The organism is Pontivivens ytuae (assembly GCF_015679265.1).
In the GTDB taxonomy this organism is placed as follows: Bacteria; Pseudomonadota; Alphaproteobacteria; order Rhodobacterales; family Rhodobacteraceae; genus Pontivivens; species Pontivivens ytuae.
The window spans coordinates 2,825,458-2,851,584 of sequence record NZ_CP064942.1; the positions used below are offsets into that span (position 1 = coordinate 2,825,458).

The 26,127-nt window shown below is 67.9% G+C and carries 19 protein-coding genes; 12 read left to right on the forward strand and 7 right to left on the reverse strand.

The features are described 5' to 3' along the window. The first annotated feature begins 95 nt into the window (after positions 1 to 95). The 12 genes from I0K15_RS13940 to I0K15_RS13995 all read left to right on the forward strand — a co-directional run bounded on the left by I0K15_RS13940 (position 96) and on the right by I0K15_RS13995 (position 18,404). Positions 96 to 746 carry a phytanoyl-CoA dioxygenase family protein gene (locus tag I0K15_RS13940; RefSeq protein ID WP_196102113.1) on the forward strand — a complete coding sequence of 217 codons (651 nt, stop codon included), beginning with the start codon at positions 96 to 98 and terminating at the stop codon, positions 744 to 746. 315 nt (positions 747 to 1,061) lie between these two features. Beyond that, positions 1,062 to 2,822 (forward strand): single-stranded-DNA-specific exonuclease RecJ, encoded by a 1,761-nt coding sequence (gene recJ / locus I0K15_RS13945; protein WP_196102114.1) that lies wholly within the window; start codon positions 1,062 to 1,064, stop codon positions 2,820 to 2,822. A 229-nt stretch (positions 2,823 to 3,051) separates the two neighbouring features. Beyond that, the gene (locus tag I0K15_RS13950) at positions 3,052 to 3,615 is read left to right on the forward strand and encodes a hypothetical protein (RefSeq protein WP_196102115.1); all 564 of its coding nucleotides are present in this window, start codon (positions 3,052 to 3,054) and stop codon (positions 3,613 to 3,615) included. A gap of 131 nt (positions 3,616 to 3,746) precedes the next feature. Further along, positions 3,747 to 4,517: an NAD kinase gene (locus I0K15_RS13955; RefSeq protein WP_196102116.1), complete on the forward strand. Its 771-nt coding sequence runs from the start codon at positions 3,747 to 3,749 to the stop codon at positions 4,515 to 4,517. Positions 4,518 to 4,714: 197 nt separating this feature from the next. Continuing rightward, on the forward strand, positions 4,715 to 5,905 hold the full coding sequence (locus I0K15_RS13960) for an aminotransferase class I/II-fold pyridoxal phosphate-dependent enzyme (protein WP_196102117.1): 1,191 nt from the start codon (positions 4,715 to 4,717) through the stop codon (positions 5,903 to 5,905). 4 nt (positions 5,906 to 5,909) lie between these two features. After that, entirely contained in the window at positions 5,910 to 8,408 is a 2,499-nt protein-coding gene (locus tag I0K15_RS13965; RefSeq protein ID WP_196102118.1) for a DNA translocase FtsK, read from the forward strand. A 75-nt stretch (positions 8,409 to 8,483) separates the two neighbouring features. Continuing rightward, positions 8,484 to 8,873 carry a RidA family protein gene (locus I0K15_RS13970; protein ID WP_196102119.1) on the forward strand — a complete coding sequence of 130 codons (390 nt, stop codon included), beginning with the start codon at positions 8,484 to 8,486 and terminating at the stop codon, positions 8,871 to 8,873. Between the two features lie 133 nt (positions 8,874 to 9,006). Then, positions 9,007 to 9,639, forward strand: a complete 633-nt coding sequence (locus tag I0K15_RS13975; protein ID WP_196102120.1) for a CDP-alcohol phosphatidyltransferase family protein — start codon at positions 9,007 to 9,009, stop codon at positions 9,637 to 9,639. Further along, positions 9,636 to 10,829 carry an ABC transporter substrate-binding protein gene (locus tag I0K15_RS13980; RefSeq protein ID WP_196102121.1) on the forward strand — a complete coding sequence of 398 codons (1,194 nt, stop codon included), beginning with the start codon at positions 9,636 to 9,638 and terminating at the stop codon, positions 10,827 to 10,829. Before I0K15_RS13975 ends, I0K15_RS13980 begins: the two co-directional genes overlap by 4 nt. Next, positions 10,829 to 12,538 carry an ABC transporter permease gene (locus tag I0K15_RS13985; protein WP_196102122.1) on the forward strand — a complete coding sequence of 570 codons (1,710 nt, stop codon included), beginning with the start codon at positions 10,829 to 10,831 and terminating at the stop codon, positions 12,536 to 12,538. Before I0K15_RS13980 ends, I0K15_RS13985 begins: the two co-directional genes overlap by 1 nt. Further along, positions 12,531 to 13,154, forward strand: coding sequence for an ATP-binding cassette domain-containing protein (locus I0K15_RS13990; protein ID WP_196102123.1), 624 nt, complete (start codon positions 12,531 to 12,533; stop codon positions 13,152 to 13,154). The genes I0K15_RS13985 and I0K15_RS13990 overlap by 8 nt, the downstream gene beginning before the upstream one ends. A 285-nt stretch (positions 13,155 to 13,439) precedes the next feature. After that, positions 13,440 to 18,404: an ExeM/NucH family extracellular endonuclease gene (locus tag I0K15_RS13995; protein WP_196102124.1), complete on the forward strand. Its 4,965-nt coding sequence runs from the start codon at positions 13,440 to 13,442 to the stop codon at positions 18,402 to 18,404. Between the two features lie 54 nt (positions 18,405 to 18,458). Here I0K15_RS13995 and I0K15_RS14000 read toward each other — a convergent pair whose 3' ends face one another. From I0K15_RS14000 to I0K15_RS14030, 7 genes are all read right to left on the reverse strand, one after another. Beyond that, a complete protein-coding gene (locus I0K15_RS14000) occupies positions 18,459 to 19,961 on the reverse strand; it encodes a mannitol dehydrogenase family protein (protein ID WP_196102125.1) in 1,503 nt (500 codons plus the stop codon). Continuing rightward, positions 19,949 to 20,722, reverse strand: coding sequence for an L-iditol 2-dehydrogenase (locus I0K15_RS14005; RefSeq protein ID WP_196102126.1), 774 nt, complete (start codon positions 20,720 to 20,722; stop codon positions 19,949 to 19,951). The genes I0K15_RS14000 and I0K15_RS14005 overlap by 13 nt, the downstream gene beginning before the upstream one ends. Further along, the gene (locus I0K15_RS14010) at positions 20,719 to 21,723 is read right to left on the reverse strand and encodes an ABC transporter ATP-binding protein (RefSeq protein WP_196102127.1); all 1,005 of its coding nucleotides are present in this window, start codon (positions 21,721 to 21,723) and stop codon (positions 20,719 to 20,721) included. Before I0K15_RS14010 ends, I0K15_RS14005 begins: the two co-directional genes overlap by 4 nt. Positions 21,724 to 21,735: 12 nt before the next feature. Beyond that, positions 21,736 to 22,566, reverse strand: coding sequence for a carbohydrate ABC transporter permease (locus tag I0K15_RS14015; RefSeq protein WP_196102128.1), 831 nt, complete (start codon positions 22,564 to 22,566; stop codon positions 21,736 to 21,738). A gap of 12 nt (positions 22,567 to 22,578) precedes the next feature. Then, positions 22,579 to 23,445 (reverse strand): carbohydrate ABC transporter permease, encoded by an 867-nt coding sequence (locus tag I0K15_RS14020; RefSeq protein ID WP_196102129.1) that lies wholly within the window; start codon positions 23,443 to 23,445, stop codon positions 22,579 to 22,581. A gap of 123 nt (positions 23,446 to 23,568) precedes the next feature. Beyond that, positions 23,569 to 24,888 (reverse strand): ABC transporter substrate-binding protein, encoded by a 1,320-nt coding sequence (locus I0K15_RS14025; protein WP_196102130.1) that lies wholly within the window; start codon positions 24,886 to 24,888, stop codon positions 23,569 to 23,571. A 99-nt stretch (positions 24,889 to 24,987) separates the two neighbouring features. Beyond that, entirely contained in the window at positions 24,988 to 26,016 is a 1,029-nt protein-coding gene (locus I0K15_RS14030) for a LacI family DNA-binding transcriptional regulator (RefSeq protein ID WP_196102131.1), read from the reverse strand. Positions 26,017 to 26,127 lie beyond the last annotated feature (111 nt).

A 26,127-nucleotide genomic window follows, 5' to 3' on the forward strand; every position in this document is an offset into this window, starting at 1 on the left:
CGTCCTTCTTGCGGGGTCGCGCGTGGTGATAGGGGAGGGGGCGGGGTCGTGCAACAGGGGCCGCAGATCGACGCACGGGTGAGGGACCGTTTCTGATGGATCGGACGGATTTGGTAGAGGGCCGCGTCTGGCTGCGCGGGCTGGTAGGGCCGGGCGACCTCGCCCGTTTCGATGCGCTGACCGAAGGGGACGGACGACCTGGGATGCGGCAGGCGGATCCGGCGCTGGTCGCGCTTCTGGGCGAAGGGTCGGTGGTCGGGCAGGCCGTGGGGCGCCTGCTGCCGGGCGCGCGGCCGGTGCGCATCGTGTCCTTCGACAAGCGGGTGGGGCGGAACTGGGCGCTGCCCTGGCACCAGGACCGGGTGATCGCGGTGCGTGAGCGGCGCGACGTGCCGGGCTTCGGCCGCTGGTCGCGCAAGGGCGACATGTGGCACTGCGAGCCGCCCGTGGAGGTGCTGGCGCGGATGCTGTTCGTCCGGCTGCATCTCGACGATCAGGACGCGGAGACCGGGGCGATGGAGATCGCGCTGGGTGAGCCCGGCCCGGTCCCGGTGGCCGAGGCCGCCGCGCGGGCGGAAGCGCTGCCGCGGGAAGTGTGCGTCGCGGCGCGGGGCGACGTGCTGGTGCTGCCGATGCTGACGCTGCACCGCTCGGGCCCGTCGGACCGCGAGACGCCGCGGCGGGTGCTGCGGGTGGATTATGCGGCCGAGGGGCTGCCGGGCGGGTTGGAGTGGGCGCTGGGGTAGGTGCGGAGTGAGCGGGGTGAATGCCGCGTCTCGCAAACGCTTCGGTGGAGCATTTGAGGCGTGAACGGGCGAAGCCGTCGCGGGCGTGGACCGGTGGTGCCGCCTCATCGCAACCGCCCCGGACTTGATCCGGGGCCTTTGGCTGTGGGGTGCGTTGGTGGCAACGGTCCCGGCGCTTCGGCCGGGACGGTGGCGCCTTGCTCCACGGGCCTCGTGGCGGTCACATCGCCGATCCACGCCCAAACAACGCTTTCAGCTCAAGCGTCCTCGCGATATGGTAGTGTGCAAATCAGTGCACACCAGATGATGTAGTCCATGCCGCGTGACCTTCCCCCTGCCTTTCTCGATGTCGAAGCCTCGCTGAGTGGGCGACGCTGGGTGGGCCTCGGTGCGGATGTGGAGCGGGCGGCGGCGCACCTGGCGCAGGTCGGCGGGCTGTCGGACCCGGTGGCGCGGGTGCTCGCGCGCCGGGGCGTCGAGCCGGAAGAGGCCGAGGCCTTCCTCGCCCCGACCCTGCGCGAGTTGATGCCCGACCCGTCGAGCCTCAAGGACATGGACCGTGCTGTCGAGGTCTTCGCCGCCGCCGTGAAGTCCCGCAAGCGCATCGCTATCTTCGCCGATTACGACGTCGATGGCGGCGCGTCGGCGGCGCTGATCCTCGACTGGCTGGGGCAGATGGGCCACGGCGCGACGCTCTACATCCCCGACCGGATCGACGAGGGCTACGGGCCGAACGTGCTTGCGATGGAGGAGCTTGCCGCCGCCCACGACCTGATCATCTGCGTCGATTGCGGCACGCTGAGCCATGAGCCGATCGCCGCGGCAGTGGCGAAGGGGGCGGAGGTCGTGGTGCTCGACCACCACCAGGGGGGCGAAACGCTGCCCCCGGCGCAGGCCGTGGTGAACCCCAACCGGCAGGACGAGGAGGTGGAGTGCACCTACCTATGCGCCGCCGGGGTCGTGTTCCTGATGCTGGCGGGCGCGAACCGGGCGCTGCGGGGTGCGGCGCAGGTGCCGGATCTGATCGCGATGCTCGATCTGGTGGCGCTGGCGACGGTCGCGGATGTGGCGCCGCTCGTGGGCTTCAACCGGGCGCTGGTGCGGCAGGGGCTGAGCGTGATGGCGCGGAGGGCGCGGCCGGGGCTGGTGGCGCTGGGCGACGTGGCGGGGCTGCACTCAAGGCCCACGACCTATCACCTGGGGTTCCTGATGGGGCCGCGGGTCAATGCAGGCGGGCGGATCGGGGCGGCGCATCTCGGCGCGCGGCTGCTGGCGACGCGGGATACTCACGAGGCGGCGGCGCTGGCCGAACGGCTCGACGGGCTGAACCGGGAGCGGCGGGAGATCGAGGCGGCGGTGCTCGCGCAGGCCATGGAGCAGGCGGAGGCGCGGGGCACCGACGGCCCGCTCGTGTGGGCCGCGGGCGAGGGCTGGCATCCGGGTGTGGTCGGCATCGTGGCGGCCCGGCTGAAGGAGGCGACGAACCGCCCCGCCGTGGTGATCGGGCTGGAAGACGGGATCGGCAAGGGCTCGGCCCGCTCGGTCGCGGGCGTGGACCTTGGCGGCGCGGTGGCCGCCTGCACGCGGGAGGAGCTGTTGCTGAAGGGTGGCGGGCACGCGATGGCTGCCGGGCTGACCGTGGCCGAACCGATGCTGGAGCCCGCGATGGAGCGGCTGGCCGAGCTGCTGGCGCGGCAGGGTGCAGGCGTCGGCGGGCCGCAGGACCTGCGCATCGACGGGTTGGTGACGCCCGAGGGCGCGACGCCCGCGCTGATCGAGGAGCTGGAGGCAGCAGGCCCCTACGGTGCGGGCGCACCCGCGCCGCGCTTTGCGCTCTCCGCCCAGCGGATCTGCTTTGCCAAGCGCGCGGGCGAGAGCCACTTGCGGCTGACCTTGCAGGGCGACGCGGGCGGGCGGCTCGACGCCATCGCCTTCCGCGCGTTCGAGAGCGATCTGGGGCCTGCGCTGGAGGGACATGGCGGGCGGCCGTTCCATCTCGCAGGCCGTCTGGAGATCGACGAATGGGGCGGGCGCCGGCGCGCGAAGCTGCGTGTGGAGGACGCCGCAGCAGTTTGACGTGATTCATGTCTAAAATGCGGCGAGATCACCACATTTGCCGTATTCGCGCCCAATTGCCGCCAGATACGCCAATTGCCGCTACGTCAGCTTTCGCTAGGTAAATTTTCCATCCGCTATGTGGAAAAATCCGTAACGTCGGAATCGAGGGTTTTTGCGTCGTCCCAAAGCTGGCGGTACCGTTTTGGACAAGGCCCTGCGAGAGGCCGAGCACCAGTTGGAGTGGACAGTGTACGATTATGTTTACAAGGGCGTTTGCCGCGCCCTCTGCCTTTTCGCAGTGGCCGGGAGCCTCTTCGCAGCGAGCGCAGATGCCCGGTCGTTCCCGTCCGATCCCGGCCTTGCCGAGGGAGTCCGCCTCGCGCTCTGGAACGTGCCGGACGACGTGATGCGCGCGGTGGAGCGCGCCAATCTCGACGGCGGCATCGACAGCTCGTTCCGGTCGCAGGCGATCGGGGACTTCGACGTCTTCGTGGCTTTCGCCGATGATATCGAGAACCTGTCGGTCGTGCCGTTCGCGGACACGCTGGGCTTCGACGCTGCACTGCTGACGCGCCGCGATGGCGGGGCGTCATTCCGCGCGGGGTATGTCTTCGCACCTGGGTCCGACCGGCTGCTGCGGGTCGTGGTCTTCGACGGGCCGAGCTCGCTGGAGCGGGTCACCGCCACCTGCATCGGGTCGCTGATCCATGAGCTGGCTGCCGTACCGGGCGCGCTGGAGTTCGGCCCGGGCTTCACGCTGGAGCCGTTCGGGCGCTGCGCGGTGGACGGCGGGCCGGTCGCGCTCGACTGACCTTCTTTCGTGATGGACGCGTCGGCCCCGCTCTGCGGGGCCGTGTCGTTTGGGGCGACCTCTATCCGGCTTGATCGGGGGGCGGCGGCGGGCCATGCTCGCGCTCCCTGACCGTGATGCGGGACGCGCCGATGCTCCGAGACCTGCCCAAGCTCTGCTTCGTCGCTTCGCACGCGCCGGTGGCCGAGGCGGCGCGCGAGGTGCTGGCGGAGCGGCACGGGGACCACGATGCCCATGATGCGGACGTGATCGTGGCGCTGGGCGGGGACGGCTTCATGCTGTCCACGCTGCACGCGACCGAGGCGCTGGACGTGCCGGTCTACGGCATGAACCGTGGCACCGTGGGTTTCCTGATGAACGCATATGCGGAGGACGACCTGCAGGACCGGATCGCCGCGGCGGAGGAGGCGGTGATCCATCCCCTGCGGATGGAGGTCACCGACGAGGCGGGCGAGGTGCACACCGCGCTCGCCATCAACGAGATCTCCCTGCTGCGCATGGGGCCGCAGGCGGCAAAGCTCAGGATCAGCGTGGATGGGCGGGAGCGCATGGCCGAGCTCGTTTGCGACGGGGCGCTAGTGTGCACGCCAGCGGGTTCCACCGCTTACAACTACTCGGCGCACGGGCCGATCCTACCGATCGGCACGGATATCTTGGCGCTCACAGCAATCTCCGCCTACCGGCCGCGGCGCTGGCGGGGCGCGCTGGTGCCGTCGAGCTCGGAAGTGGTGTTCGACGTGCTGGAGCATGAGAAGCGCGGCGTGGCGGCCACGGCGGACTCCGAGGAGGTGCGCGACGTGGTGCGCGCCGTGATCCGGTCGGAACCCGCGGTGGCGCACCGGCTGCTCTTCGACCCCGGACATGGGCTGGAGGAGCGGCTGATCCGCGAGCAGTTCGTGTGAGGGCCGTGCGCCTCCGGCGGGGATACTTCGGGACAGATGAGGGGGGGGCGGGGTGTGGCATTGCCGCGTCAGCGGGGCCTCTTGGTGTTGCCATGGTCGGTGTCCCGCGGGGGCAGCGGACTGGACCGAGGGCCGGGGCGGCGGTAGGATGAGCGGGGTAAACGGGGCGCCATGATCCCGGATCGATGAGGCCTGACATGCAGTTTCCCCAGCGCTTTTCCGGCCTGCCGGAATACGCCTTTCCACGCCTGCGGGCGCTTCTCGCCCCCCACTCGCCGGGCGGGCCTGAGGTGCCGATGTCGATTGGTGAGCCGATGCATCCGGTGCCGCCGATGCTGGCAGACGTGCTGGCGGGTGCCATCGCGGGCTACGCGAAGTATCCGCCCAACGAGGGCCTGCTGGAGCTGCGCGCCGCACAGTCGGCCTGGCTGAAGCGGCGTTATGGCGTCGAGAAGGATCCGGAGACGGAGATCCTGCCGCTCAACGGCACGCGCGAGGGGCTGTTCGCGGCCTGCGTGGCCTTGGTCGCCGAGGAGAAGAACGGCGCGCAGCCCGTCGTGCTGCTGCCGAACCCGTTCTACCAGTGCTATGCCGTGGCCGCGCTGACGGCGGGGGCGGAGCCGGTCTACGTGCCCGCGACGGCGGAGACCGGGTTCCTGCCGGATTTCGCCTCGGTGCCCGAGGATCTGCTGAAGCGCACGGCGGCGGTCTACATGTGTTCGCCCGCCAATCCACAAGGTGCGGTGGCGGATCTGGCGTACTGGCAGGGGCTGCTGGCGCTGGCCGAGGCCCACGATTTCCGCGTCTTCGCCGACGAGTGCTATTCGGAGATCTGGCGCGACGCGCCACCGACCGGGGCGCTGGAGGCGCTGGGCGACGCCGATCCCGAGCGGCTGATGGTGTTCCACTCGCTGTCAAAACGCTCGAACCTGCCGGGGCTGCGCTCTGGCTTTTGCGCCGGCGGGCCGAAGAGTATCGCGGCGATGCGCCAGCTCCGCTCCTATGCCGGGGCGCCGCTGCCCATTCCGGCGCAGAAGGCGGCGGCCGCGATCTGGGCGGACGAGGCGCATGTGGAGGCGAACCGGGCGCTTTATGCCGAGAAGTTCTCGCTGGCCGACGAGGTTTTGGGCAACGTGCCGGGCTATTCCTCGCCCGAGGCCGGGTTCTTCCTGTGGATCGGGGTGGAGGATGACGAGGCGACATGCATCCGCCTGTGGTCCGAGCATGGGGTGAAGGTGCTGCCGGGCAGCTACCTGAGCCGCGAGAGTGATACGCGGCTGGGCGGTGGCAATCCGGGGGCAGGCTATATTCGCGCGGCGCTGGTAGCGCCGGCCGCGGAGGTGCGCACCGGGCTCGAGGCGATCCGCGAGACGTTGGGAAGGGGTTGAGGCGATGGCGTTCTTCACCGCACGCGCGGGTCGCGACCCGCTGAAGGGCGAGACCGGGCGGGTCTGGAGCCAGTGGACCGGCCGCGGGATCGGTGCGGCGCTGTTGGTGCTGTCGCTGCCGCTGGTCGCGATGCTGTGGACGTGGAGCCCGGAGGACCCCTCGCTCTTCAACTCCGTGGACCGGGTGCCGGTGAACGCCCTGGGCTATGCTGGGGCGACGTTGTCCGAGGTGTTCCTGCGCGCGATCGGCTGGGCGGCCTGGGGCCTGCCGCTGGCGCTCGCCGTCTGGGGGCTGCGGCTGGTGGCGAAGCGCGACGGGGGCCGGGCGGTGACGCGGATCCTCTTCGTGCCGCCGGCGCTGGTGCTCGCGGCTGCTTTTGCCGCGGTGCACGTGCCACCGGTGAGCTGGCTGCCGGATTTCGGGATCGGCGGCCTGCTCGGCGATCAGGTGGCGGCGGCGCTGCTGGGCCTGATCCCGCTGGAGACGACGCTGGCGCTGCCCCTGCTCGGGGTAGCACTCGGGCTGGGGCTGCTGATCGTGGGCGCGTTCGCGCTGGGCGTGGACCGGGCCGAGGCGCGCTGGGGCTGGCGCGGGCTGCGGGCGGGCTGGGCGCGGTCCTGGCATGTCGTGGCTGCGGCCCTTGCCTGGCTCTGGGTGCGCAAGACCCATCTGCGGCCGCGCCCGCGGGAGGTCGAGGAGGAGCCGGTGACTGCAGGCCGCGTCCGGCGCGAGCCCGGTTTCGATGCTTCCGAGGTCGAGGAGCCGTCGGGCCGCGAGCGTCTGATGGCCCGGATCAATGCGGCCGTCGCCCGGCGTGAGGAGCCGGAAGTGGAGGAGGTCGTGGAGCCTGCTCCCGCCCCCGCGGCGCCGGCCCGCGATGAGCCGGTCTTCCGCCCCGTCGTGCAGCACAAGGCGCCGAAGCCGCAGGTCAAGAGCCGGGCCGCGCAGGCCGAGGAGCAGCCGCAGCTCGATTTCGACAGCGAGCGGCCGCGGGCCTATGACCGGCCCGCGCTATCGCTCTTGGAGAACCCGATCGGGATCGTGCGGCAGAACCTCAGCGACGAGGCGCTGGAGCAGAATGCACGGATGCTGGAAAGCGTGCTCGACGATTACGGCATCCGGGGGGAAATCGTCTCCGTCCGGCCCGGTCCGGTCGTCACGATGTACGAGCTGGAGCCGGCGCCGGGGCTGAAGGCGTCGCGCGTGATCGGGCTGGCGGACGACATCGCGCGGTCCATGTCGGCGCTCGCCGCCCGCGTCTCAACCGTGCCGGGGCGCTCGATCATCGGGATCGAACTGCCCAACGAGGTGCGGGAGAAGGTACTGCTGCGCGAGATCCTGTCGGCACCCTCCTATGGCGACAGCAAGCACAAGCTGCCGCTGGCGCTGGGCAAGGATATCGGCGGGGAGCCCGTGGTGGCGAACCTCGCGCGGATGCCGCACCTGCTGATCGCGGGGACCACGGGCTCGGGTAAATCCGTGGCGATCAACACGATGATCCTCAGCCTGCTCTACCATCTGGGGCCGGAGGATTGCCGTCTCATCATGATCGACCCGAAGATGCTGGAACTCAGCGTCTATGACGGGATCCCGCACCTCCTGTCCCCCGTCGTGACCGATCCGAAGAAGGCCGTGGTGGCGCTGAAATGGACGGTGGCGGAGATGGAGGAACGCTACCGCAAGATGTCGAAGATGGGCGTACGCAACATCGACGGCTACAACGCGCGGGTCGAGGCGGCGCTGGAGGCGGGCGAGGCGTTCACCCGCACCGTGCAGACCGGCTTTGACGACGAGACGGGGGAGCCGATCTTCGAGACCGAGGAGTTCGCGCCCGAAAAAATGCCCTTCATCGTCGTCATCGTCGACGAGATGGCCGATCTGATGATGGTCGCGGGCAAGGAGATCGAGGCCTGCATCCAGCGGCTCGCCCAGATGGCGCGAGCCTCGGGCATCCACCTCATCATGGCGACGCAGCGCCCCTCGGTCGACGTGATCACCGGGACGATCAAGGCGAACTTCCCCACGCGGATCTCGTTCCAGGTGACCTCGAAGATCGACAGCCGGACGATCCTGGGCGAGATGGGGGCCGAACAGCTTCTGGGCATGGGCGACATGCTCTACATGGCCGGGGGCGGACGGATCACGCGCGTGCACGGGCCGTTCGTGTCGGACGAGGAAGTGGAGGACGTGGTCAACCATCTCAAGACGCTGGGCGCGCCCGAATACGTCTCGGGCGTGCAGGACGGCCCGGACGAGGAAGCGGAGAGCGATATCGACCTCGTGCTCGGCCTCGGCGGGAACACGGGCTCGGAAGATGCGCTCTACGATCAGGCGGTGGCGATCGTCGCGCGGGACCGCAAGTGCTCGACCTCCTATATCCAGCGCAAGCTCGCCATTGGCTACAACAAGGCCGCGCGCCTGGTGGAGCAGATGGAGGAGAACGGTGTCGTCACGCCCGCCAACAAGGTGGGCAAGCGGGAGATCCTGGTCCCCGAGGCCTGATGCCGGCTGCGCCGGGCGCCTCCGGCGAGGGCGTATTGGGCGAGAGTGATGCGGGGCCGGGGCAAGGAAGAGCTCATGTCGATCAAGGCTGTGGTGCCGCCGGATTTCGCGGCCGGGGCGAAGGCGCTGGGCGTCTCGCCCGGTGTCATGTCGGGCGGGCACCTGTTCCTGACCGGGGTGACGGGGAGCGGGCCGGACGGCGCGATGCCGGAGGATCCCGCGGCGCAGTTCCGGGCGGCGTTCGAGAAGATCGGGACAGTGTTGCGGAGTGCGGGGCTCGACTTCGACGCGGTCGTGGAGATGACGAGCTACCATGTCGGGCTGCGGGCGCATTTCGATGTCTTTGCCGCTGTCCGGCGGGACTATGTTGCGGAGCCCTTCCCGGCTTGGACGGCCGTGGAGGTCGCCGGGTTGCGCCGCGAGGGGGCCCTCGTGGAGATCCGGGTGATCGCGGCGGCGCCCTGAGCACGCCCTGCGGTTGAGGGGATTGCGGCGCGTCAAACCGCAGGGCCTCTCCCTCCCTCACATTCGCGACAGGGCGCTTGCCTTGGGAGGGGGTTGTGGGACAGATGAGGCCCACCCTGCCACGAGGCCCCGCATGCTCGACGCCGCCGCGCGAAAACTGATCGATCCCGTCGTGAACCGCCTGGGTGCGGCACTGGCACGAACCGGGATCGGCGCGGATGCGGTGACGATGATCGGCCTGGGGCTGGGCTTGCTCGCCGCCGGGGTCATCGCGCTGGGGGCGCCCGCCTGGGCGCTGGTGCCGCTTCTGCTCTCACGCCTCGCCGACGGCCTTGACGGAGCCGTGGCGCGCGCCACCAGCAAGACCGATTTCGGCGGCTATCTCGACATCACCTGCGATTTCCTGTTCTACGGCGCGATCCCCATGGCCTTCGTCTGGCTCGATCCGGCGGCGAACGGAGCGGCAGGGGCGTTCCTGCTGACGAGCTTCTACTTCAACGGGGCCAGCTTCCTCGGCTACGCGATCCTGGCGGAGAAGGCCCGGATGGTGACCGAGGCGCGGGGGGTGAAGTCGCTCTATTTCACCGGGGGCCTGCTGGAGGGGACGGAGACGATCGTGTTCTTCGTCCTCCTGTGTCTCTTCCCCGGATGGTTCGCGCCGCTCGCCTGGATCTTCGGCGTGCTGTGCTTCGTGACTGCGACCTCGCGCCTGCTGCTGGCCCGCCGGGTCTTCACCGCCTCATCCGACCTGCCGGAGACACTATGAAACGACTTCTCGCCTTTGCCCTGTCCCTGCCGCTGGCCGCCGCGGCCCAGACCGATCCCGCCGATTGGGAGGCGGTGACGACGGCGGCGGAGGGCCAGACCGTCTACTGGCACGCCTGGGGCGGGTCGACGACCACCAACGCCTTCATCGAGTGGGTCGGCGAACGGGTGTGGGAGGAGTACGGCGTGACGCTCGAGCACGTCAAGATCGCCTCCACTGCCGATGCGGTCAGCCGCGTGCTGGCGGAGAAGACGGCGGGACGCGACGAAGGGGGTGCGGTCGATCTGATCTGGATCAACGGAGCGAACTTCGCGGCGATGAAGGACGCGGACCTCCTTTTCGGCCCCTTCGCGGAGCAGTTGCCGAACTGGCAGTACGTCGATGTCGAGGGCAAGTCGGTGCAGGAGGATTTCACCGTCCCGACCGAGGGGCTGGAGGCGCCTTGGGCCATGGCGCAGGTCGTCTTCATGCACGACACGGCCGATCTGGCCGAGCCGCTGGCGGACATGGAGGCGCTGGCCGCATGGGCGGTAGAGAACCCGGGCCGCTTCACCTTCCCGCAGCCGCCGGATTTCCTGGGCTCGACCTTCCTCAAGCAGGCGCTTGTGGATCTGGCGGACGATCCCGCGCTCTATGCGCCGGTCGAGGGGGCGGATTACGAGGCGGTGACGGCACCGCTCTGGGCCTTCCTTGAGGAGCTGACGCCGAACCTGTGGCGGGAGGGCCGGGCCTATCCGCAGACCGGGCCGCGGCAGCTGCAGCTCATCGCGGATGACGAGATCGACCTCGCCATTTCGTTCTCGCCCGGTGAGGCGTCGACGGCGATCGCCAACTTCCAGCTCCCCGACACGGTGCGGACCTTCGTGCTGGAGGGCGGGACGATCGGCAATGCCAGCTTCGTGGCGATCCCCTACAACGCCAATGCGGCTGAGGGGGCGATGGTGGTCGCGAACTTCCTGATGTCGCCCGAGGCGCAGGCGCGCGGCCTCGATCCGCAGCATCTGGGCTACGGCACGGTGCTCGATATGGACGCGCTGAGCGCCGAGGACCGGGCGCTGTTCGACGCCATCGATCTGGGCATCGCGACCCTGACGCCGGCGGAGCTCGGCACAGCGCTGCCGGAGCCGCATCCGAGCTGGATGACCCGGATCGAGGCGGACTGGGTCGAGCGCTACGGCGTGGCCCAGTAATGGCGCGCCCGGCCCGCCGCAGCCGCCGCGGGCTCAAGTTCGTCCCCTCCCTGACGGTCCTCGTCATGCTCGGCCCTGTGGCGGCCGGGCTGGCGGGAACGCTCGCGCCCGCGCTCGGTTGGATGCCCGCGACGGGCGCTTTGGATCTGAGCGGGGCGCCCTTCGCCCAGCTCTTCGGCTGGGCGGGGTTCTGGGACGCGGTGCGGCTGAGCCTCGTCAGCGGGGTGGGGGCGACGGTGCTGTCGCTCGCTATCGTGGTGGCGATCTGCGCGGCATGGCAGGGGACGCGGACGTTCCGGGCGATCGAGCGGCTGCTCTCGCCGCTCCTGTCGGTGCCGCACGCGGCGGCGGCCTTCGGGCTGGCCTTCCTGCTCGCCCCTTCGGGCTGGATCGTGCGGGCGGTGACGCCGGAGCTCACGGGCTGGAGCCGGCCCCCGGACGTGCTGATCGTCCAGGATCCGTGGGGCCTCGCGCTGATGCTCGGGCTGGTGGTCAAGGAGGTTCCGTTCCTCATGCTGATGACCATCGCAGCACTTGGGCAGGCGCAGACGGGGCGCAGTCTCCTAGTAGGTCGGGCGCTGGGCTACGGGCGGGAGAAGGCGTGGCTCGTCACCGTGTTCCCGCGGCTCTATGCGCAGATCCGGCTGCCGGTCTACGTGGTGCTCGCCTATTCGATGTCGGTGGTGGACGTGGCGCTGATCCTGGGACCGAACACGCCGCCGACGCTCGCCGTGCAGGTGGTGCGGTGGATGGCGGATCCAGACCTTGCCATGCGGTTGCAGGCGGCCGCCGGGGCGATCGTGCAGTTGGGGCTCGTGCTCGGCGCGCTGGCGGCCTGGCGGGTCGGAGAGATCGCGGTGGGCCGCCTCGGCTGCCGCTGGGCGCAGGGGGGCGGGCGCGCGCGGAGCCTCTCGGCTATCCGGGGTCTCGCGGTGCTGCCGGGTGTGCTGGCGGCGGCGCTTCTGATCCTCGGCCTTGCCGGACTCGCGCTGTGGTCGATGGCGGGGCACTGGTCCTTCCCGCACGTGTTGCCCGATGGCCTGACCTGGCTGAGTTGGGAGCGGCACGGGCACGCGGTTCTTTCGGTGAGCGGGGAGACGGCCCTGATCGGTGCTGTCGCCGTGCTGATCGCGCTGGTCCTGACCATCGGATGCCTGGAGGCGGAGTATCGCTATGACCTCAGGATGGGCGCGGCGTCGATGTGGGTGCTCTACCTGCCGCTGCTCGTGCCGCAGATCGCGTTCCTGCCTGGGCTGCAGGCGCTGATGCTGGCCGGCGGACTCGATGCCGGGCGGGGGGCGGTGATCGCGGCGCATGTGGTCTTCGTGCTGCCTTACGTCTTCCTGTCGCTGGGTGATCCATTCCGGGCGTGGGACCGGCGGATGGGGACGATCGCGGCCGCGCTTGGCGCGCGGCCCGACCGGGTGCTCTGGCGCGTGCGGCTGCCGATGCTGCTCGCCCCGGTGCTGACGGCCGCGGCGGTGGGCTTTGCGGTGTCGGTGGGGCAGTACCTGCCGACGCTCCTGGTCGGCGGCGGCCGCGTGCCCACACTGACGACCGAGGCGGTGGCGCTGGCCTCGGGCGGCGACCGGCGGGCGATCGGGGTCTATGCGCTGGTCCAGACGGCGGCCGCATTGCTGCCTTTCGCGCTCGCGCTCGCCCTGCCGCGGCTGATCTGGGCCAACCGGCGAGGGCTCTCCCATGCGTGACGGGCTCAAACTAGACAAGCTGACGATCTGCAAGGGCGCGGATACGCTGGTGAGCGTGGACACCTGCGTCGCGCCGGGCGAAGTCGTCTCGATCATGGGGCCGTCGGGTGCGGGCAAGTCCACGCTGCTCGCCGCCATCATCGGCACGCTGGCCGAGGATTTCACGCTGCACGGGCGGGTGCTGCTGGGTGGGCGCGACGTGACGCGGGAGCCGCCGGAGGGGCGGCGCATCGGCATCCTCTTCCAGGACGACCTCCTGTTCCCGCATCTGAGCGTCGCGGCCAACCTCGCCTTCGGCCTGCGGCCCGGTGCAGACCGGAAACGGTTGGTAGAGGAAGCACTTGCCGAGGTGGGGCTGGAGGGCTTCGGCCCGCGTGATCCGGCGACGCTGTCGGGCGGGCAGAAGGCGCGGGTCGCACTGATGCGCATGCTGCTGTCCGAGCCCGAGGCGCTGCTGCTCGATGAGCCGTTCTCCCGCCTCGACGCCGACCGGCGGGCGCAGATGCGCACGCTGGTGTTCGGCCGGGCGCGCGAGCGGGGGCTGCCGGTCCTCCTTGTGACCCACGATGCCGAGGATGCACAGGCCGCGGGCGGCCGGATCATCCGCATCGGCTGAGCCAATCTCGACAAGTGTCGATAAAAAGCGGTCGGGCCGGGCTCGATTGCAGCAGAACTGTCGTCAAAAGCTGGGATAGAACAGGGCGCGCTACAACCGGAGCGGGAATCACGCCGTGCTTACTCGCCTTCATCTGACTGAGCCATCGCGCCGTCGCCGTGTGCCGCGCATCGACCGGCGACGTCAAGGCGAGGCGACGGTCGGCGCAACCGCCCCTCCGGTCCCCACCTGATACCCCCATTTCTTCACGCTTTACCCCCCTCACGCCATAGAAGGATGCCCCCCATGTCGCAGACGATCCTCGGAACCTCGGATGACGATACGCTGATCGGGACGGCCGCGGCCGAATTCCTCATCGGTCTCGATGGCAACGATCTCATCAGCGGTGGGCTCGGCCTCGACACGATGGACGGTGGCGCCGGCATCGACACGGTCGATTTCAGCTACACCGGTGCCGATATCCGCATCGATCTGTCGGCGAGCCAGGCGGTCTTCGTCAACGGTGCGGTCGAGGGCATCTTCAACTTCGAGAATGCCACCGGCGGGCGGGGCGATGACACCTTGGTTGGCGATCGTGGCGACAACATCCTGAACGGCGGGCGCGGTGACGATCTGCTGATCGGCGGCTTCGGCGTCGACACCTTCGATGGCGGCGGCGGCAACGACACCCTCTCCTTCGACTATGGTGGGATCGCCGTCGACGTGGATCTGAGCACCGGGCAGGCGGTCTTCGCCAACGGCGTGGTGGAGACCTTCACAAGCATCGAGAACGTGATCGGCAATGACCGCGCCAACGCGTTGACCGGCGACGCGGGCGCGAACGTCCTCGAAGGGCTGCAAGGCGACGACACGCTCGTCGGGAACGCCGGCGAGGACACGCTGCGCGGCGGCTCCGGCGACGATGTGCTGGAGGGCGGCGCCGATGACGACGTGCTGGCCGGCAGCAGCGGTGACGACACGCTTGAGGGCGGCGACGGCAGCGACCTCCTGTTCGGCGGCGACGGTGTGGACGTGGCGGTCTACGCGGGCAGCATCGAGGACTACCTGATCTCCGACCTCGACGACGCCCCCGTAGTCATTGTGGCTACGGGCGACGCGCCCGAAAGCGGGCGCGACGAGCTGCGCGACATTGAGGTCGTCCGGTTCGAGGAGGACGGCTTCACCCTCTTCCTCGACGGCCGCAACAACGCGCCAATAACCACGGAAGACGAGATCGCTGTCTTCGCCGGCCAGCCGCAGGCGATCGATTTTGCCGAGCTGCTCGCCAACGACCGGGACTTCGATGGAGACCCCCTTACCATCACGTCCGTCACGCCGCGGTCAGAAAATGGTGCCATACTGACTTTGTTGGACGGCCAGATCATCTACGATGGCAGAAATGTAGACAATGATCTTTCGATTGGTGAAAAAGCGTTCGATACTTTCTCTTACACCGTTGACGACGGCAATGGCGGAACCGCCCAAGGTGACGTCAATGTCACTATCACACCCTTCCAGTTACCTGGAAGGATCGAAGTCGACGGATCCATTACTTTCGATGAAGAGAGCGAAGAATTTCGCGACAATCTACCGTTGCTGAGAGTTGTCGGCGATGGACCTACCGACGACGCGACTATATCGTTTTTCGGTGTAGATCTCGACCGTTTCATTGTGACCCCAGATCCCTCAGAGCCTGGCGGAGTTGCCATTAGGTGGGCTTTCCGTCCAGATTTCGAAACACCGCAGGATGTTGGTGGTGACAATATTTACGATATCACCGTCCAAATTGAAGACAGTTCGGGTGTCCGGAGGGTCCCTGTCCGCATCAACGTCGAGGATGTGGACGAGGGCTTCAATTTCAACACCCGGATCAATGAGATCCACTACGACAACGACGGCACGGATGTCGGCGAGTTCGTTGAGGTGCGCGTGGCGGAGACGGATGAGGGCGCGGAGAACCTGACCCTCTACTACTACAACGGCTCGAACGGCGAGGTTTATCTGACCACGGGCATCGGCCCGCGCGGTTCGAGCGACGACGAGTTCTCTTACAACTTCATCGAGCTGCCGACGAACGGCCTTCAGAACGGTTCCCCGGATGGGGTGGCGCTGGTAAACGATCGCGGCCAGGTGCTCGACTTCATCAGCTACGAGGGCAGCTTCGTTGCGGTCGATGGTCCGGCGGCGGGCCTGCGCAGCCTGGATATTGGCGTCAGCGAGGACGGCGATACGCCCGTCGGCGCGTCGCTGGCCCGCGCTGATGACGGGTCGTGGTTCGTGGACGACGTGGACAGCCGCGGTTTCGCCAACGACCAGGAGGTGCCCACGGTCATGCCCCGGATCAATGAGGTGCACTACGACAACGCGGGCACCGATGCCGGCGAGTTCATCGAGATCCGGCTGGATCGCTTCGCGGTGGCCGAGGACATCACTGTCGAGCTCGTCAACGGCGCGAACGGCGAGGTCTATGACACCGTGACCGGGTTCGAGGCCGATATCGGGGTGCCGGGCAAGTTCATCCGCTTCGACGAGGACTTCCAGTACCTCGTCTTCGAGTTCGACACGAACGGCATCCAGAACGGCCCCGACGGCTTCATCCTCCGAGAGGAGGGTGAGGTGGTCGAATTCCTCAGCTACGAGGGCGAGATCACTGCGACCATTGATGGCGTGGAGTTGACGAGCACCGATATCGGCGTGGCCGAGGGCAGCTCGACGCCCGAGGGCTTCTCTCTTCAGCGAAGCGAGGACGGGTCGTGGAGCGAGGCGGCGCCCGAGACACGCGGTGCGGCGAACGAGACCATCACGTCATCCGCCAACGCCCGGATCAACGAGTTCCATTACGACAACGACGGCGGCGATGTCGGCGAGTTCATCGAGGTCCGCGTGGATGCGGGGGCCGATATCTCGGGTCTGCTGCTGGAGCTGATAAACGGCAATGGTGGCGGGGTCTACGACACGCTGGGCGAAGCGGACGTGACCGCGCGGGAGACCGATGGCACCTTCGATTACCTGGTGTTCGAGCTGCCGTCGAACGGCATCCAGAACGGCCCCGACGGCTTCGCACTGTCCGAAAATGGCGAACTCGTCGAGTTCGTTAGCTACGAGGGTGAGATTACTGCGACCGAAGGCGTCGCGGCGGGTCAGACCAGCACCGATGTGCGCGTCAGCGAAGGTAGCTCCACGCCCATCGGCTTCTCCATCCAGCGCAATGACGACGGGACGTGGAACGCCCCGGCGGAGGAGACGCCGGGGGCCGCGAACGACGCCGGCTCTGGCGGCGGTGGGGGAGGCGGCGAACCCGCGGAACTGCTGATCTCCGAGATCCAGGGGACCGAGGATGTCAGTGCGCGGTTGGGTGAAGTCGTCAGCGTCACGGCAGTCGTAACCTATGTCTTGGAAAACGGCTTCCTCCTGCAGGAGGAGGACGCGGATAGTGACGGGAATGACGCGACTTCGGAAGGCATCCTCGTCCTGAGCAACGACGTAATTGACGCGCGCGTTGGCGACAATCTGACTGTAGTTGGCGAGGTCGTAGAAGAGTTCGGTGAAACTGCAATAACCAACATCGACGTTCGCGCTTCCAGCACGAACTCCACCGGCAATACGCTGCCGGGCGCGGCTCAGATCGCGCTCGATCCCACGATCGCCTACGACTTCGAGGCGTTCGAGGGGATGCGGGTCGAGGTGAGCTCCGGCACCGACGACGCGCTGACGGTGATCGAGAACTTCAACCTCGACCGCTTCGGCCAGATCACGGTGAGCGCGGGTGAGCAGCGGCAGCCGACGCAGCTCTTCGATGCGCAGACCGAGCAGGACGAGATCGACGCGCTGCAGCAGGCGAACCTCAACAACCGTCTGCTGATCGATGACGGGTTCAGCTCGCAGAACCCCGACGAGTTCGAGTTCATCCCGGTGCCTGACGCGTTCGATAATGCGGACAACCCGAACGGCTTCCTCGATGTCGGTGACACCTTCAACGAGGCGGGCGCGACGCTGCGCCTCGGCACGGAGCTCTCGGAGAACATCGAGGGCGTCATGCGCTTCGGCTTCGGCGAGTACAACGTGGTGCCGACCGAGCAGCTCGCCATCGACGAGAGCACCAACTCGGGCGCGCGGCCCGATGCGCCAGTGATCGAGGCGGACGTGACGGTGGCGAGCTTCAACGTGCTCAACTACTTCACAACGCTGGACGTGCCGGGCAATCCGGGCTCCGGCCCCAACCAGATCGATCCGCGCGGGGCGACCAGTGCTGCCGATCTGGAGGAGCAGACCGCGAAGCTGGTCGAGGCGATCCTGGCGCTCGACGCCGATGTGCTAGGCCTGCAGGAGCTGGAGAACAACGGCTTCGACGCCGACAGCTCCATCGCCACGCTGGTCGATGCGCTGAACGCGGTAGCGGGCGCGGGGACCTATGCCTTCGTCGAGCCCGCGGGGACCACCGACGGCTTCATCGGCACCGACGCGATCACCACCGGCCTGATCTACAAGCCGGAGGAGGTCACGGTCACCAACGCGGAGATCCTGGTCTTCGAGGAGGCGAGTGCGGCGACGACTTTCGATCTGGCGGATGTGCTCAACCAGGTGGTGCCCGAAAGCGAGCAGGTCGGCGACTTCCAGCGCAGCCGCCCGGCCGTGGTCGCGACCTTCGAGGACAACGAGAGCGGTGAGGAGTTCACCGTCGCCGTCAACCACTTCAAGTCGAAGGGCGACAGCAACCTGCAGGATGTCGTGGACGCCGCGCAGCAGTTCCTCGACGGCGGCGGGACGGGCATCACCCAGGCCGATATCGACGCGGTCATCGCCGATCCGAACTTCGATCAAGAGGACGGGCAGGCGTTCTGGAACGCGGCGCGCAACGATGCGGCGGGTGAACTCGCGACCTTTCTCGAGACCGAGTACAATGGCGGCGGCGTGAGCGACTACCTCGTGATCGGCGATCTCAACGCCTACTCGCAGGAGGATCCGGTCCAGACGATCCGCGACACGGATGACAACGTGGATCTGCTCGCGGAGTTCGTGGGGATCGAGGAGGCCTACAGCTTCGTCTTCGACGGGCAGCAGGGGGCGCTCGACCATGCGATCGCCTCCGGTGATCTTGCGGACAACGTCGTGGATGTTGCCGAGTGGCACTCGCAGGCGGATGAGCCGGATCTCATCGACTACGACAGCGAGTTTACCAATCCGGGCTTCTCCTCGACCGGGCCGTTTGCCGCGTCGGATCACGATCCGCTGCTGATCGGGCTCGACTTCAGCGATACGCCGCTGGTCTGATTTGGAGTGACTTTTTGCGGGCCGCGGGGTGATCCCCCGCGGCCCGTTTGCGTGTCAGCCCGCGGTGGGCTGTGAGGCGTGGGCGCCCGCGTAGTCGGCGAGGGCGCTTGCCGTACCGTGCATCCAGATCCGGCGGAGCCAGCGGTCGAACGCCGATGCAAACCCGGCATCGTCGCCGAGATCGCCGTAGATCTGGCGCTGGGCGAGCCAGACGTCGGGGTCGGACCGGGCGGCTTTGGCGGCGGCGGTCAGGCTTTCCCAATGGGGATCGTTGGGGGCGATGGCGCTGCCATCCTCCCGCGTGCCGTCGCACATGCGCGCCCACAGCGCCTCGACCAGCGCGAGGCCTTCGGTCGGGGTCCCCGCCGCGAGCGCATCGCGGATCGTGGGCACGATGAAGCCGCTATGGCGGGAGGAGCCGTCGAAGGCGACGCGCCGCGTGGTGTCGACCACCGCCGGGTTGGCGAAGCGGCGGGAGACGAGATCGACATAGGCCTCGGGCGTCATGTCGGCGACGGGCTTCACATGGGGCGCGATCTCCTCGGCCTGTACCCTCGCGAAGAAAGCGGCGATCAGTGGATGCTCCATGCAGCCCGAGATGGTGCCGATCGACAGGATCTCGCCCGCATTGGCGATGACTTGGTGGCCGCCGTTGAGGATGCGGATCTTCATCGCCTCGTAGTCGTGCACCCGGTCGGAGAAGGTGGCCCCCGCGCGGTCCCAGTCCGGGCGCCCGGCGCAGAAATCGTCCTCGATTACCCACTGGCGGAAGTTCTCATGCGTCACGGGGGCGGCGTCGTCGATGCCGAGCGCGCGGACCAGCGCGATCTCGTCCGGGCCGGTGGCCGGCACGATGCAGTCGACCATGGAGTTTGGGAAGGTGCAGGTCTCCTCGATCCATGCCGCCAGATTGGGGTCGGAGAGGCGGGCGAGCGAGGTCACGACCTGTTTCAGGATCGCGCCGTTGCCCTGCAGGTTGTCACAGCTCAGCCCGGTGAAGGGGCCGGTGCCCCGCCCGCGGCGCAGGCGCAGCGCGGCGATCATCGCGCCGAAGGCGGTGCGGGGCGTGTCCGGGTGCTCCGCATCGTGGCGGATGTCCGGGTGGGCCGCGTCGAAGCCCCCCGTCGCGGGGTCGAGGTAGTAGCCGCCCTCGGTGACCGTCAGCGAGACGATGCGGATCGCGGGGTCGGCCATCTGCGCGATGAGGGCGGCGTTGTCCTCCTCCACCGGGACGAAGCCGATCATGGAGCCGGTGACCTCGGCCGAGGTGCCGGAGGGGTCGAGCTCGATCAGCGTGGTCAGGCAGTCCTGCGCCAGCAGCCGCTCGCGCTGGGCCGCGTCGGAGGGGCGGACGCCCGCGCCCAGGATGGCCCAATCCCGGGCGCAGCCGTCCTGCATCAGGCGGTGGAGGTACCACGCCTGATGAGCCCGGTGAAAGTTGCCGAGGCCGATATGCACGATGCCTGGCGTCAGCGCCGCGCGGTCGTAGGTGGGCACCTTCACGCCCGTGGGCAGGTCGCTGAGCGTCGCGTCGGAGAGGGGCGTCAGCTCATCCATTGGCCGCCATCCACGTTGAAGGTCTGCGCGACGATGTAGTCGGCCTCGGAGGTGGCGAGGAAGATCGCCATGCCGGTGAGGTCCTCGGCGGTGCCCATGCGGCCGAAGGGGACGCCCGCGCCGACCTCCCGCTTCTTCTGGCCCGGTGCCTTGCCCTCGTACTTCGCGAAGAAGGCATCGACGCCGTCCCAGTGCTCGCCGTCCACCACGCCGGGCGCAATGGCGTTCACGTTGATGCCGTGTTCGATGAGGTTGAGGCCCGCGGATTGGGTGAGGCTTATCACGGCGGCCTTGGTGGCGCAGTAGACGGCCACGAGCGGCTCGCCGCGCCGGCCGGCCTGGCTTGCCATGTTGATGATCTTGCCGCCCTGGCCACGCTCGATCATGTGGCGGGCGACGGCCTGCATCGGGAAGAGGGTGCCCGCGACGTTGATGTCGAAGGTGCGCTGGAAGTCGGCGCGCGCGATCTCCACGATCGGGGCAGCGGTGAAGATGGCGGCGTTGTTGATCAGGATGTCGATGCCACCGAACTGCTGCACCGTGTTGGCGACCGCGGCGTCGATGCTGTCCTGCTGCGTGACGTCCATCTGCACCGCCAGCGCCGCATCCCCGATCGCAGCGGCCGTACTGCGCGCCCGCTCGATGTCTATATCGGCGATGGCCACTTGCGCGCCCTCCGCCACGTAGGCCTCGGCAAAGGCGCGGCCGATGCCGCGGGCCGCCCCCGTGATCAGCGCCCGTTTCCCCGCGAGCCGCGTCATGACAGGCGCAGCCCCTGCGCGTCGAAGCGGTGGAGCTGGCTTTCGTCCGGGGTTAGCCAGATCCGGTCGCCGTGGTGGAAGGAGACCTCGCCGCCCTGACGCACGGTGATCGGTTGCTCTTGGCCGTCGACATGGACGTGGAAGAAGGTGTCGGAGCCCAGATGCTCCGACACGCCGACGGTGCCGTGCCACGTGCCTCCGGTGGCCGAGACGTCGATATGCTCGGGGCGGATGCCGATGGTCGCCGCATCGTGGCGCGCGGCCTCCTCCCCTTCTAGGAAGTTCATCCGGGGCGAGCCGATGAAGCCCGCGACGAAGAGGTTGCGCGGGGTGCGGTAGAGCTCCAGTGGGGAGCCCACCTGCTCGATGTTTCCTGCGCGCAGCACCACGATCTTGTCGGCCATGGTCATGGCCTCGACCTGGTCGTGGGTCACGTAGATCATCGTGGTCTTGAGCCGTTCATGGAGCTCGCTGATCTCCAGCCGCATGCCGACGCGCAGAGCTGCGTCGAGGTTGGAGAGCGGCTCGTCGAAGAGGAAGGCTGCGGGCTCCCGCACGATGGCGCGCCCGATGGCCACCCGCTGGCGCTGGCCGCCCGAAAGCTGCCCGGGCCGCCGGTCGAGATAGTCGGTGAGGTTGAGCACGGCGGCCGCCTGCTCCACCCGCCGGGTCTGCTCGGCCTTGTCGAGGCCCGCCATGCGCAGCGGGAAGGCGATGTTCTTGCGCACGCTCATATGGGGATAAAGCGCATAGGACTGGAACACCATGGCAAGGCCGCGCCGCGCTGGCGGCACGTTGGTCGCGTCCGCTCCGTCGATGCGGATCTGGCCGGTTGTGATGTCCTCCAGCCCCGCGATCAGGCGCAGCAGCGTGGACTTCCCGCAGCCGGACGGACCGACGAAGACGGTGAACTCCCCATCCTCGATCACCAGGTCGAGGGGCGGGATGACCTCCACCTCGCCGAACGTCTTGGTCACCTTGTCGAGCGTGATGCGTCCCATATCGATCGTCCTTTACTTGACCGCGCCGAAGGTAAGGCCGCGTACCAGCTGCTTCTGGCTGAACCAGCCCAGGATCAGGATCGGCGCGATGGCCATGGTCGAGGCGGCGGAGAGCTTGGCGTAGAACAGCCCCTCGGGGCTCGAATAACTGGCGATGAACGCCGTCAGCGGCGCGGCGGAGGCGGCGGTGAGGTTGAGCGTCCAGAACGCCTCGTTCCACGCGAGGATGAAGTTCAAAAGGATGGTCGAGGCGATCCCCGGCACCGCCATCGGCGTGAGCACGTAGAGGATCTCGGACCGTAGGGTGGCGCCGTCCATGCGGGCGGCCTCCAGGATCTCGCCCGGGATCTCCTTGAAGTAGGTGTAGAGCATCCAGACGATGATCGGCAGGTTGATTAGCATCAGCACCAGCGTCAGCCCGATCTTGGTGTCGAGCAGCCCAAGCTGGATGAAGAGCAGGTAGATCGGGTAGAGGACGCCCACCGCTGGCAGCATCTTGGTGGACAGCATCCAGAGCAGGATGTCCTTGGTCCGTCGTGAAGGGACAAAGGCCATTGACCACGCCGCCGGGATCGCCACGAGGATGCCGAGGAGCGTCGAGCCGCCCGCGATCACGATGGAGTTCCAGAGGAAGCGCGCGTAGTCCGACCGTTCCTGCACGACGCGGTAGTTCTCCAGTGTCCAATCGAAGAACAGGAACTGCGGCGGATCGGCGATGGCCGCGGCCTCGGTCTTGAAGCTCGTCAGGATCGTCCAGAGGATCGGGAAGAAGATCAGGAGCCCGATCGCCCAGGCGAGGGCGGTGTTGAGGGCCTTGCGGCGGGTCGTGACAGCACGGGCCATGGGCGCTCTCCCTCAGGTGTCCAGGTTGCGGCCGACGATGCGCATCAGGAAGATCGCAACGATGTTGGCCAGGATGACGGCGTAGATCCCACCCGCGGAGCCGAGGCCGATATTCTGGCTCTCCAGCACGCGCTGGTAGATCAGGTAGGTGAGCGTCCGCGTGCCGAACGATCCCTGGGTGGTCACGAAGATCTCCGCGAAGATCGACAGGAGGAAGATCGTCTGGATCAGCAGGACCACCGTGATCGCGCGCGACAGGTGCGGCAGGATGATGAAGGCGAAGCGGGCGAGCGGCGAGGCGCCGTCCATCTCGGCGGCCTCGAGCTGTTCGCTGTCGAGCGACTGGATCGCGGTCAGCAGGATCAGCGTGGCGAAGGGCAGCCATTGCCACGAGACGATCATGACGATGGAGAGCAGCGAGGCCTGGCTGAGCCACTCGACGGGCGTGGCCCCGAAGAACTCCCAAAGATGCGCGAAGAGGCCGTTCACCGGGTCCATGAACATGTTCTTCCACACCAGGGCGGAGACGGTGGGCATCACGAAGAAGGGGGCGATGACGAGGATGCGCACGACCCCCTGACCCCACATCGGCTGGTCGAGGAGCAGGGCGAGCAACACGCCGAGCATGATGGTGATCAGCAGCACGCCACCCACGATGATGAGCGTCGCCTGCACGCTGGGCCAGAAGGCCGAGGAGGTGACGAACCGGACGTAGTTCTCGAACCCGACCCAGCCCTGGTCGCCACCGCGAAGCGGCAGGTAGCGCTTGAACGAGAAGTAGAGCGTCATCGTCAGCGGCACGAGCATCCAGCCGAGGAGCAGGATGACGGCAGGGGCCATCATCAGTCGGGCCGCGGAACGCGAATGTTGGGTCGCCATCGGAAAATCCCTCGATGTCTCAGGGACGAAGCCGTCTCGGATCGCACGGGTGCGGCGAGGCGGGAAAGGCGCCGGGAGCGATCACGGGATCACCCCCGGCCAGTCAGGAGACGTTCGCGTCTCTCAGTAGCCCGCGGCTTCCATCTCGTCGGCGACGAGGGCCTGCGCGTTCTCCAGCGCTTCCGCGGGCGTCTGCTGCCCGGCAACCATGGCCGAGAACTCCTGCCCTGCGGAGGTGCCGATGCCCGCCCATTCCGGGATCGCGACGTACTGGATGCCGACGTAAGGCACGTCATCGACCGTCGGAGCGTTCGGGTCGGCCGCGTTGATCGAGTCGAGCGTCATCTGCGCGAAGGGGGCTTCGGTCAGATAGGTCTCGTTCTCGTAGAGCGAGGTGCGGCTGCCCGGAGGCACGTTCGCCCAGCCCTCGTTCTCGGCCACCAGCGCGAGGTAGTCCTTGGACGTCGCCCACTCGATGAAGGCCTTCGCCTCATCCGTGGCGTCCGACCCGGCCGGCACGGCGAGCGCCCAGGCCCAGAGCCAGTTGGCGCGCTTGCCGAGCCCGGTGTCGGGCGCGAGCGCGAAGCCCACACTGTCGGCCACGGTCGAGTCGTTCTCGTTGGTCACGAAGGACGCCGCGACGGTGGCGTCGATCCACATGCCGCACTTGCCCTGCTGGAAGAGGGCGAGGTTCTCGTTGAACCCGTTGGTCGAGGCGCCCGGCGGGCCGTAGTTCTGCAGGAGGTCGTTGTAGAAGGTGACCGCCTCCATCCACTCCGGGCTGTCGAGCTGCGGCCGCCAGTTCTCGTCGAACCAGCGCGCGCCGAAGGAGTTGGCGACCGTGGTGATGAACGCCATGTTCTCACCCCAGCCGGCCTTGCCGCGCAGGCACACACCGTAGATCTCTGCGTCGCGGTCGGTTATGGCCGCCGCGGCCTCGGCGATGAACTCCCAGGTCGGGGCGTCGGGCATCTCGAGGCCCGCACTCTCCATCAGGTCGGTGCGGTACATGACCATGGAGGATTCGCCGTAGAAGGGCGCTGCGTAGAGCGTGCCTTCATGACTGAGACCGGCACGCATCGCCGGAAGGATGTCCTCGGCATCGTAGTCCGCGCCCAGATCGTCGAGCGGGACGAGCCAGTCCTGCGCGGCCCAGATCGGCGTCTCGTACATTCCGATGGTCAGCACGTCGAACTGCCCGCCATTGGTGGCGATGTCCTGGGTGACGCGCTGACGCAGCACGTTCTCCTCCAGCGTCACCCACTCCAGCTCGATATCGGGGTGCTGCGCAGTGAAGTCGTCCGTCAGACCCTGCATGCGGATCATGTCGCCGTTGTTCACGGTGGCGATGGTGACGGTTGTAGTGTGGTTGTCGGCATAGGCGCCGGTCGCGGCGGCAAGCGCGATCACGCTCGCCACTCCGCGTGACGATCTCAAAGGCATTCCGTTTCCTCCCAAGGTTTTTTGTTGGATCTGCCAGTCTCAGGAGAGGTGATTCATGCCGCGAAGTCAATTGAAATTTTACGCGCGTAAATTTCTGGCTCAGGCGGACTCGCGCATGATGAGCTTGCCCTCGAACAGCGTCTCGAAGCGTGCGGCGCCGCGCTCCTGTCGCTCGGCGACGGTGAAGAGGGTCTCGACGCTGCGGTTGGAGATCGCGTCGTAGTCCTGCGCCACCGTGGTCAGCGACGGGCATGTGAAGCGGGAGAACGGGTGGTCGTCGTGGCCCGCCACGCGCAGCGCGCAGTCAGGGCCGCGCCCCACCTTCAGCCCCTTGGCATAGGCCGCCGCGATGAGGCCGATGGCCAGCCGGTCGTTGCTGCAGAGCACGGTGCCGCTGGCGAAGCGCCCGGCCTCGATGGCCTTCAGCCCGCCTTCATAGCCGATCTCCTCGAACTGCCAGCCTTCGCCCTCGACCCGCACCACATCGGGCGCGAGGCCCATCCGCTCCATGGTCGTGAGATACGCCGTGCGCCGCTTGTTCGCGTTCGGGTTCACCGGCGGCATCTCGAAGAAGGAGGGCGGCGTGCCTGTCCGGCAGAGATATTCGATGATGAGCGGGATGCTCTGCATGTTGTCCGAGCCGATGAACGCCTCGCCCACGCCGTCCATGTTACTGTCGAAGAGCACGGTCGGCACGTTCTCGCAGAACCGCTCGATCGCCGCGCGGTCCGACGTCTTGCCGAGGGGCGCGAGCAGCACGCCTGCGGGTTTCTGGGCGCGCAGGTTCTCCAGGATGTCGCGCTCCAGCGTCGGATCGCCATGGGCGCTGAACAGGACGGGTGAGAAGCCCGCCTCGATGCAGCGCCGCTCGATGTTCCGGGCGATCTCGGCGAAGAACGGATCGGCGAGGTAGGGCACGACGATGCCGATATTCTTGGTCAGCCGCCGGTTCTGATTCATCGCGTAGATGTTCGGGCGGTACTCGTAGCGCTCCAGCGCCTTCTCGATCCGCGCGCGGGTGGAGGAGCGGACGCTGCTGGGGTCGTGGAAATACTTGGAGATCGTCGGGCGGGAGATCCCGCTGACCGAGGCGAACTCCTCCATCGTCTTGACCTTCTCACCGCCCATGCGCCGCCTGACCTTCTGCCCGTTGGGGCGTATGGCCCCGGTTTCTTTACGGGAAGCTTAGAGGATTGACGCGCGCAAACATAGGTTCTTTCCCGCAAGCATGGTGGGCCC

What these genes read in the sequence shown, in the direction of transcription:
- I0K15_RS14010 (WP_196102127.1), bottom strand. Translation starts at nt 21,723, where the DNA reads ATGGGACGCATCACGCTCGACAAGGTGACCAAGACGTTCGGCGAGGTG.
- I0K15_RS13980 (WP_196102121.1), top strand. Translation starts at nt 9,636, where the DNA reads ATGAAACGACTTCTCGCCTTTGCCCTGTCCCTGCCGCTGGCCGCCGCG.
- I0K15_RS14025 (WP_196102130.1), bottom strand. Translation starts at nt 24,888, where the DNA reads ATGCCTTTGAGATCGTCACGCGGAGTGGCGAGCGTGATCGCGCTTGCC.
- I0K15_RS14030 (WP_196102131.1), bottom strand. Translation starts at nt 26,016, where the DNA reads ATGGGCGGTGAGAAGGTCAAGACGATGGAGGAGTTCGCCTCGGTCAGC.
- I0K15_RS14015 (WP_196102128.1), bottom strand. Translation starts at nt 22,566, where the DNA reads ATGGCCCGTGCTGTCACGACCCGCCGCAAGGCCCTCAACACCGCCCTC.
- I0K15_RS13960 (WP_196102117.1), top strand. Translation starts at nt 4,715, where the DNA reads ATGCAGTTTCCCCAGCGCTTTTCCGGCCTGCCGGAATACGCCTTTCCA.
- I0K15_RS14000 (WP_196102125.1), bottom strand. Translation starts at nt 19,961, where the DNA reads ATGGATGAGCTGACGCCCCTCTCCGACGCGACGCTCAGCGACCTGCCC.
- recJ (WP_196102114.1), top strand. Translation starts at nt 1,062, where the DNA reads ATGCCGCGTGACCTTCCCCCTGCCTTTCTCGATGTCGAAGCCTCGCTG.
- I0K15_RS13990 (WP_196102123.1), top strand. Translation starts at nt 12,531, where the DNA reads ATGCGTGACGGGCTCAAACTAGACAAGCTGACGATCTGCAAGGGCGCG.
- I0K15_RS13985 (WP_196102122.1), top strand. Translation starts at nt 10,829, where the DNA reads ATGGCGCGCCCGGCCCGCCGCAGCCGCCGCGGGCTCAAGTTCGTCCCC.
- I0K15_RS14020 (WP_196102129.1), bottom strand. Translation starts at nt 23,445, where the DNA reads ATGGCGACCCAACATTCGCGTTCCGCGGCCCGACTGATGATGGCCCCT.
- I0K15_RS13955 (WP_196102116.1), top strand. Translation starts at nt 3,747, where the DNA reads ATGCTCCGAGACCTGCCCAAGCTCTGCTTCGTCGCTTCGCACGCGCCG.
- I0K15_RS13995 (WP_196102124.1), top strand. Translation starts at nt 13,440, where the DNA reads ATGTCGCAGACGATCCTCGGAACCTCGGATGACGATACGCTGATCGGG.
- I0K15_RS13970 (WP_196102119.1), top strand. Translation starts at nt 8,484, where the DNA reads ATGTCGATCAAGGCTGTGGTGCCGCCGGATTTCGCGGCCGGGGCGAAG.
- I0K15_RS13965 (WP_196102118.1), top strand. Translation starts at nt 5,910, where the DNA reads ATGGCGTTCTTCACCGCACGCGCGGGTCGCGACCCGCTGAAGGGCGAG.
- I0K15_RS13940 (WP_196102113.1), top strand. Translation starts at nt 96, where the DNA reads ATGGATCGGACGGATTTGGTAGAGGGCCGCGTCTGGCTGCGCGGGCTG.
- I0K15_RS14005 (WP_196102126.1), bottom strand. Translation starts at nt 20,722, where the DNA reads ATGACGCGGCTCGCGGGGAAACGGGCGCTGATCACGGGGGCGGCCCGC.
- I0K15_RS13975 (WP_196102120.1), top strand. Translation starts at nt 9,007, where the DNA reads ATGCTCGACGCCGCCGCGCGAAAACTGATCGATCCCGTCGTGAACCGC.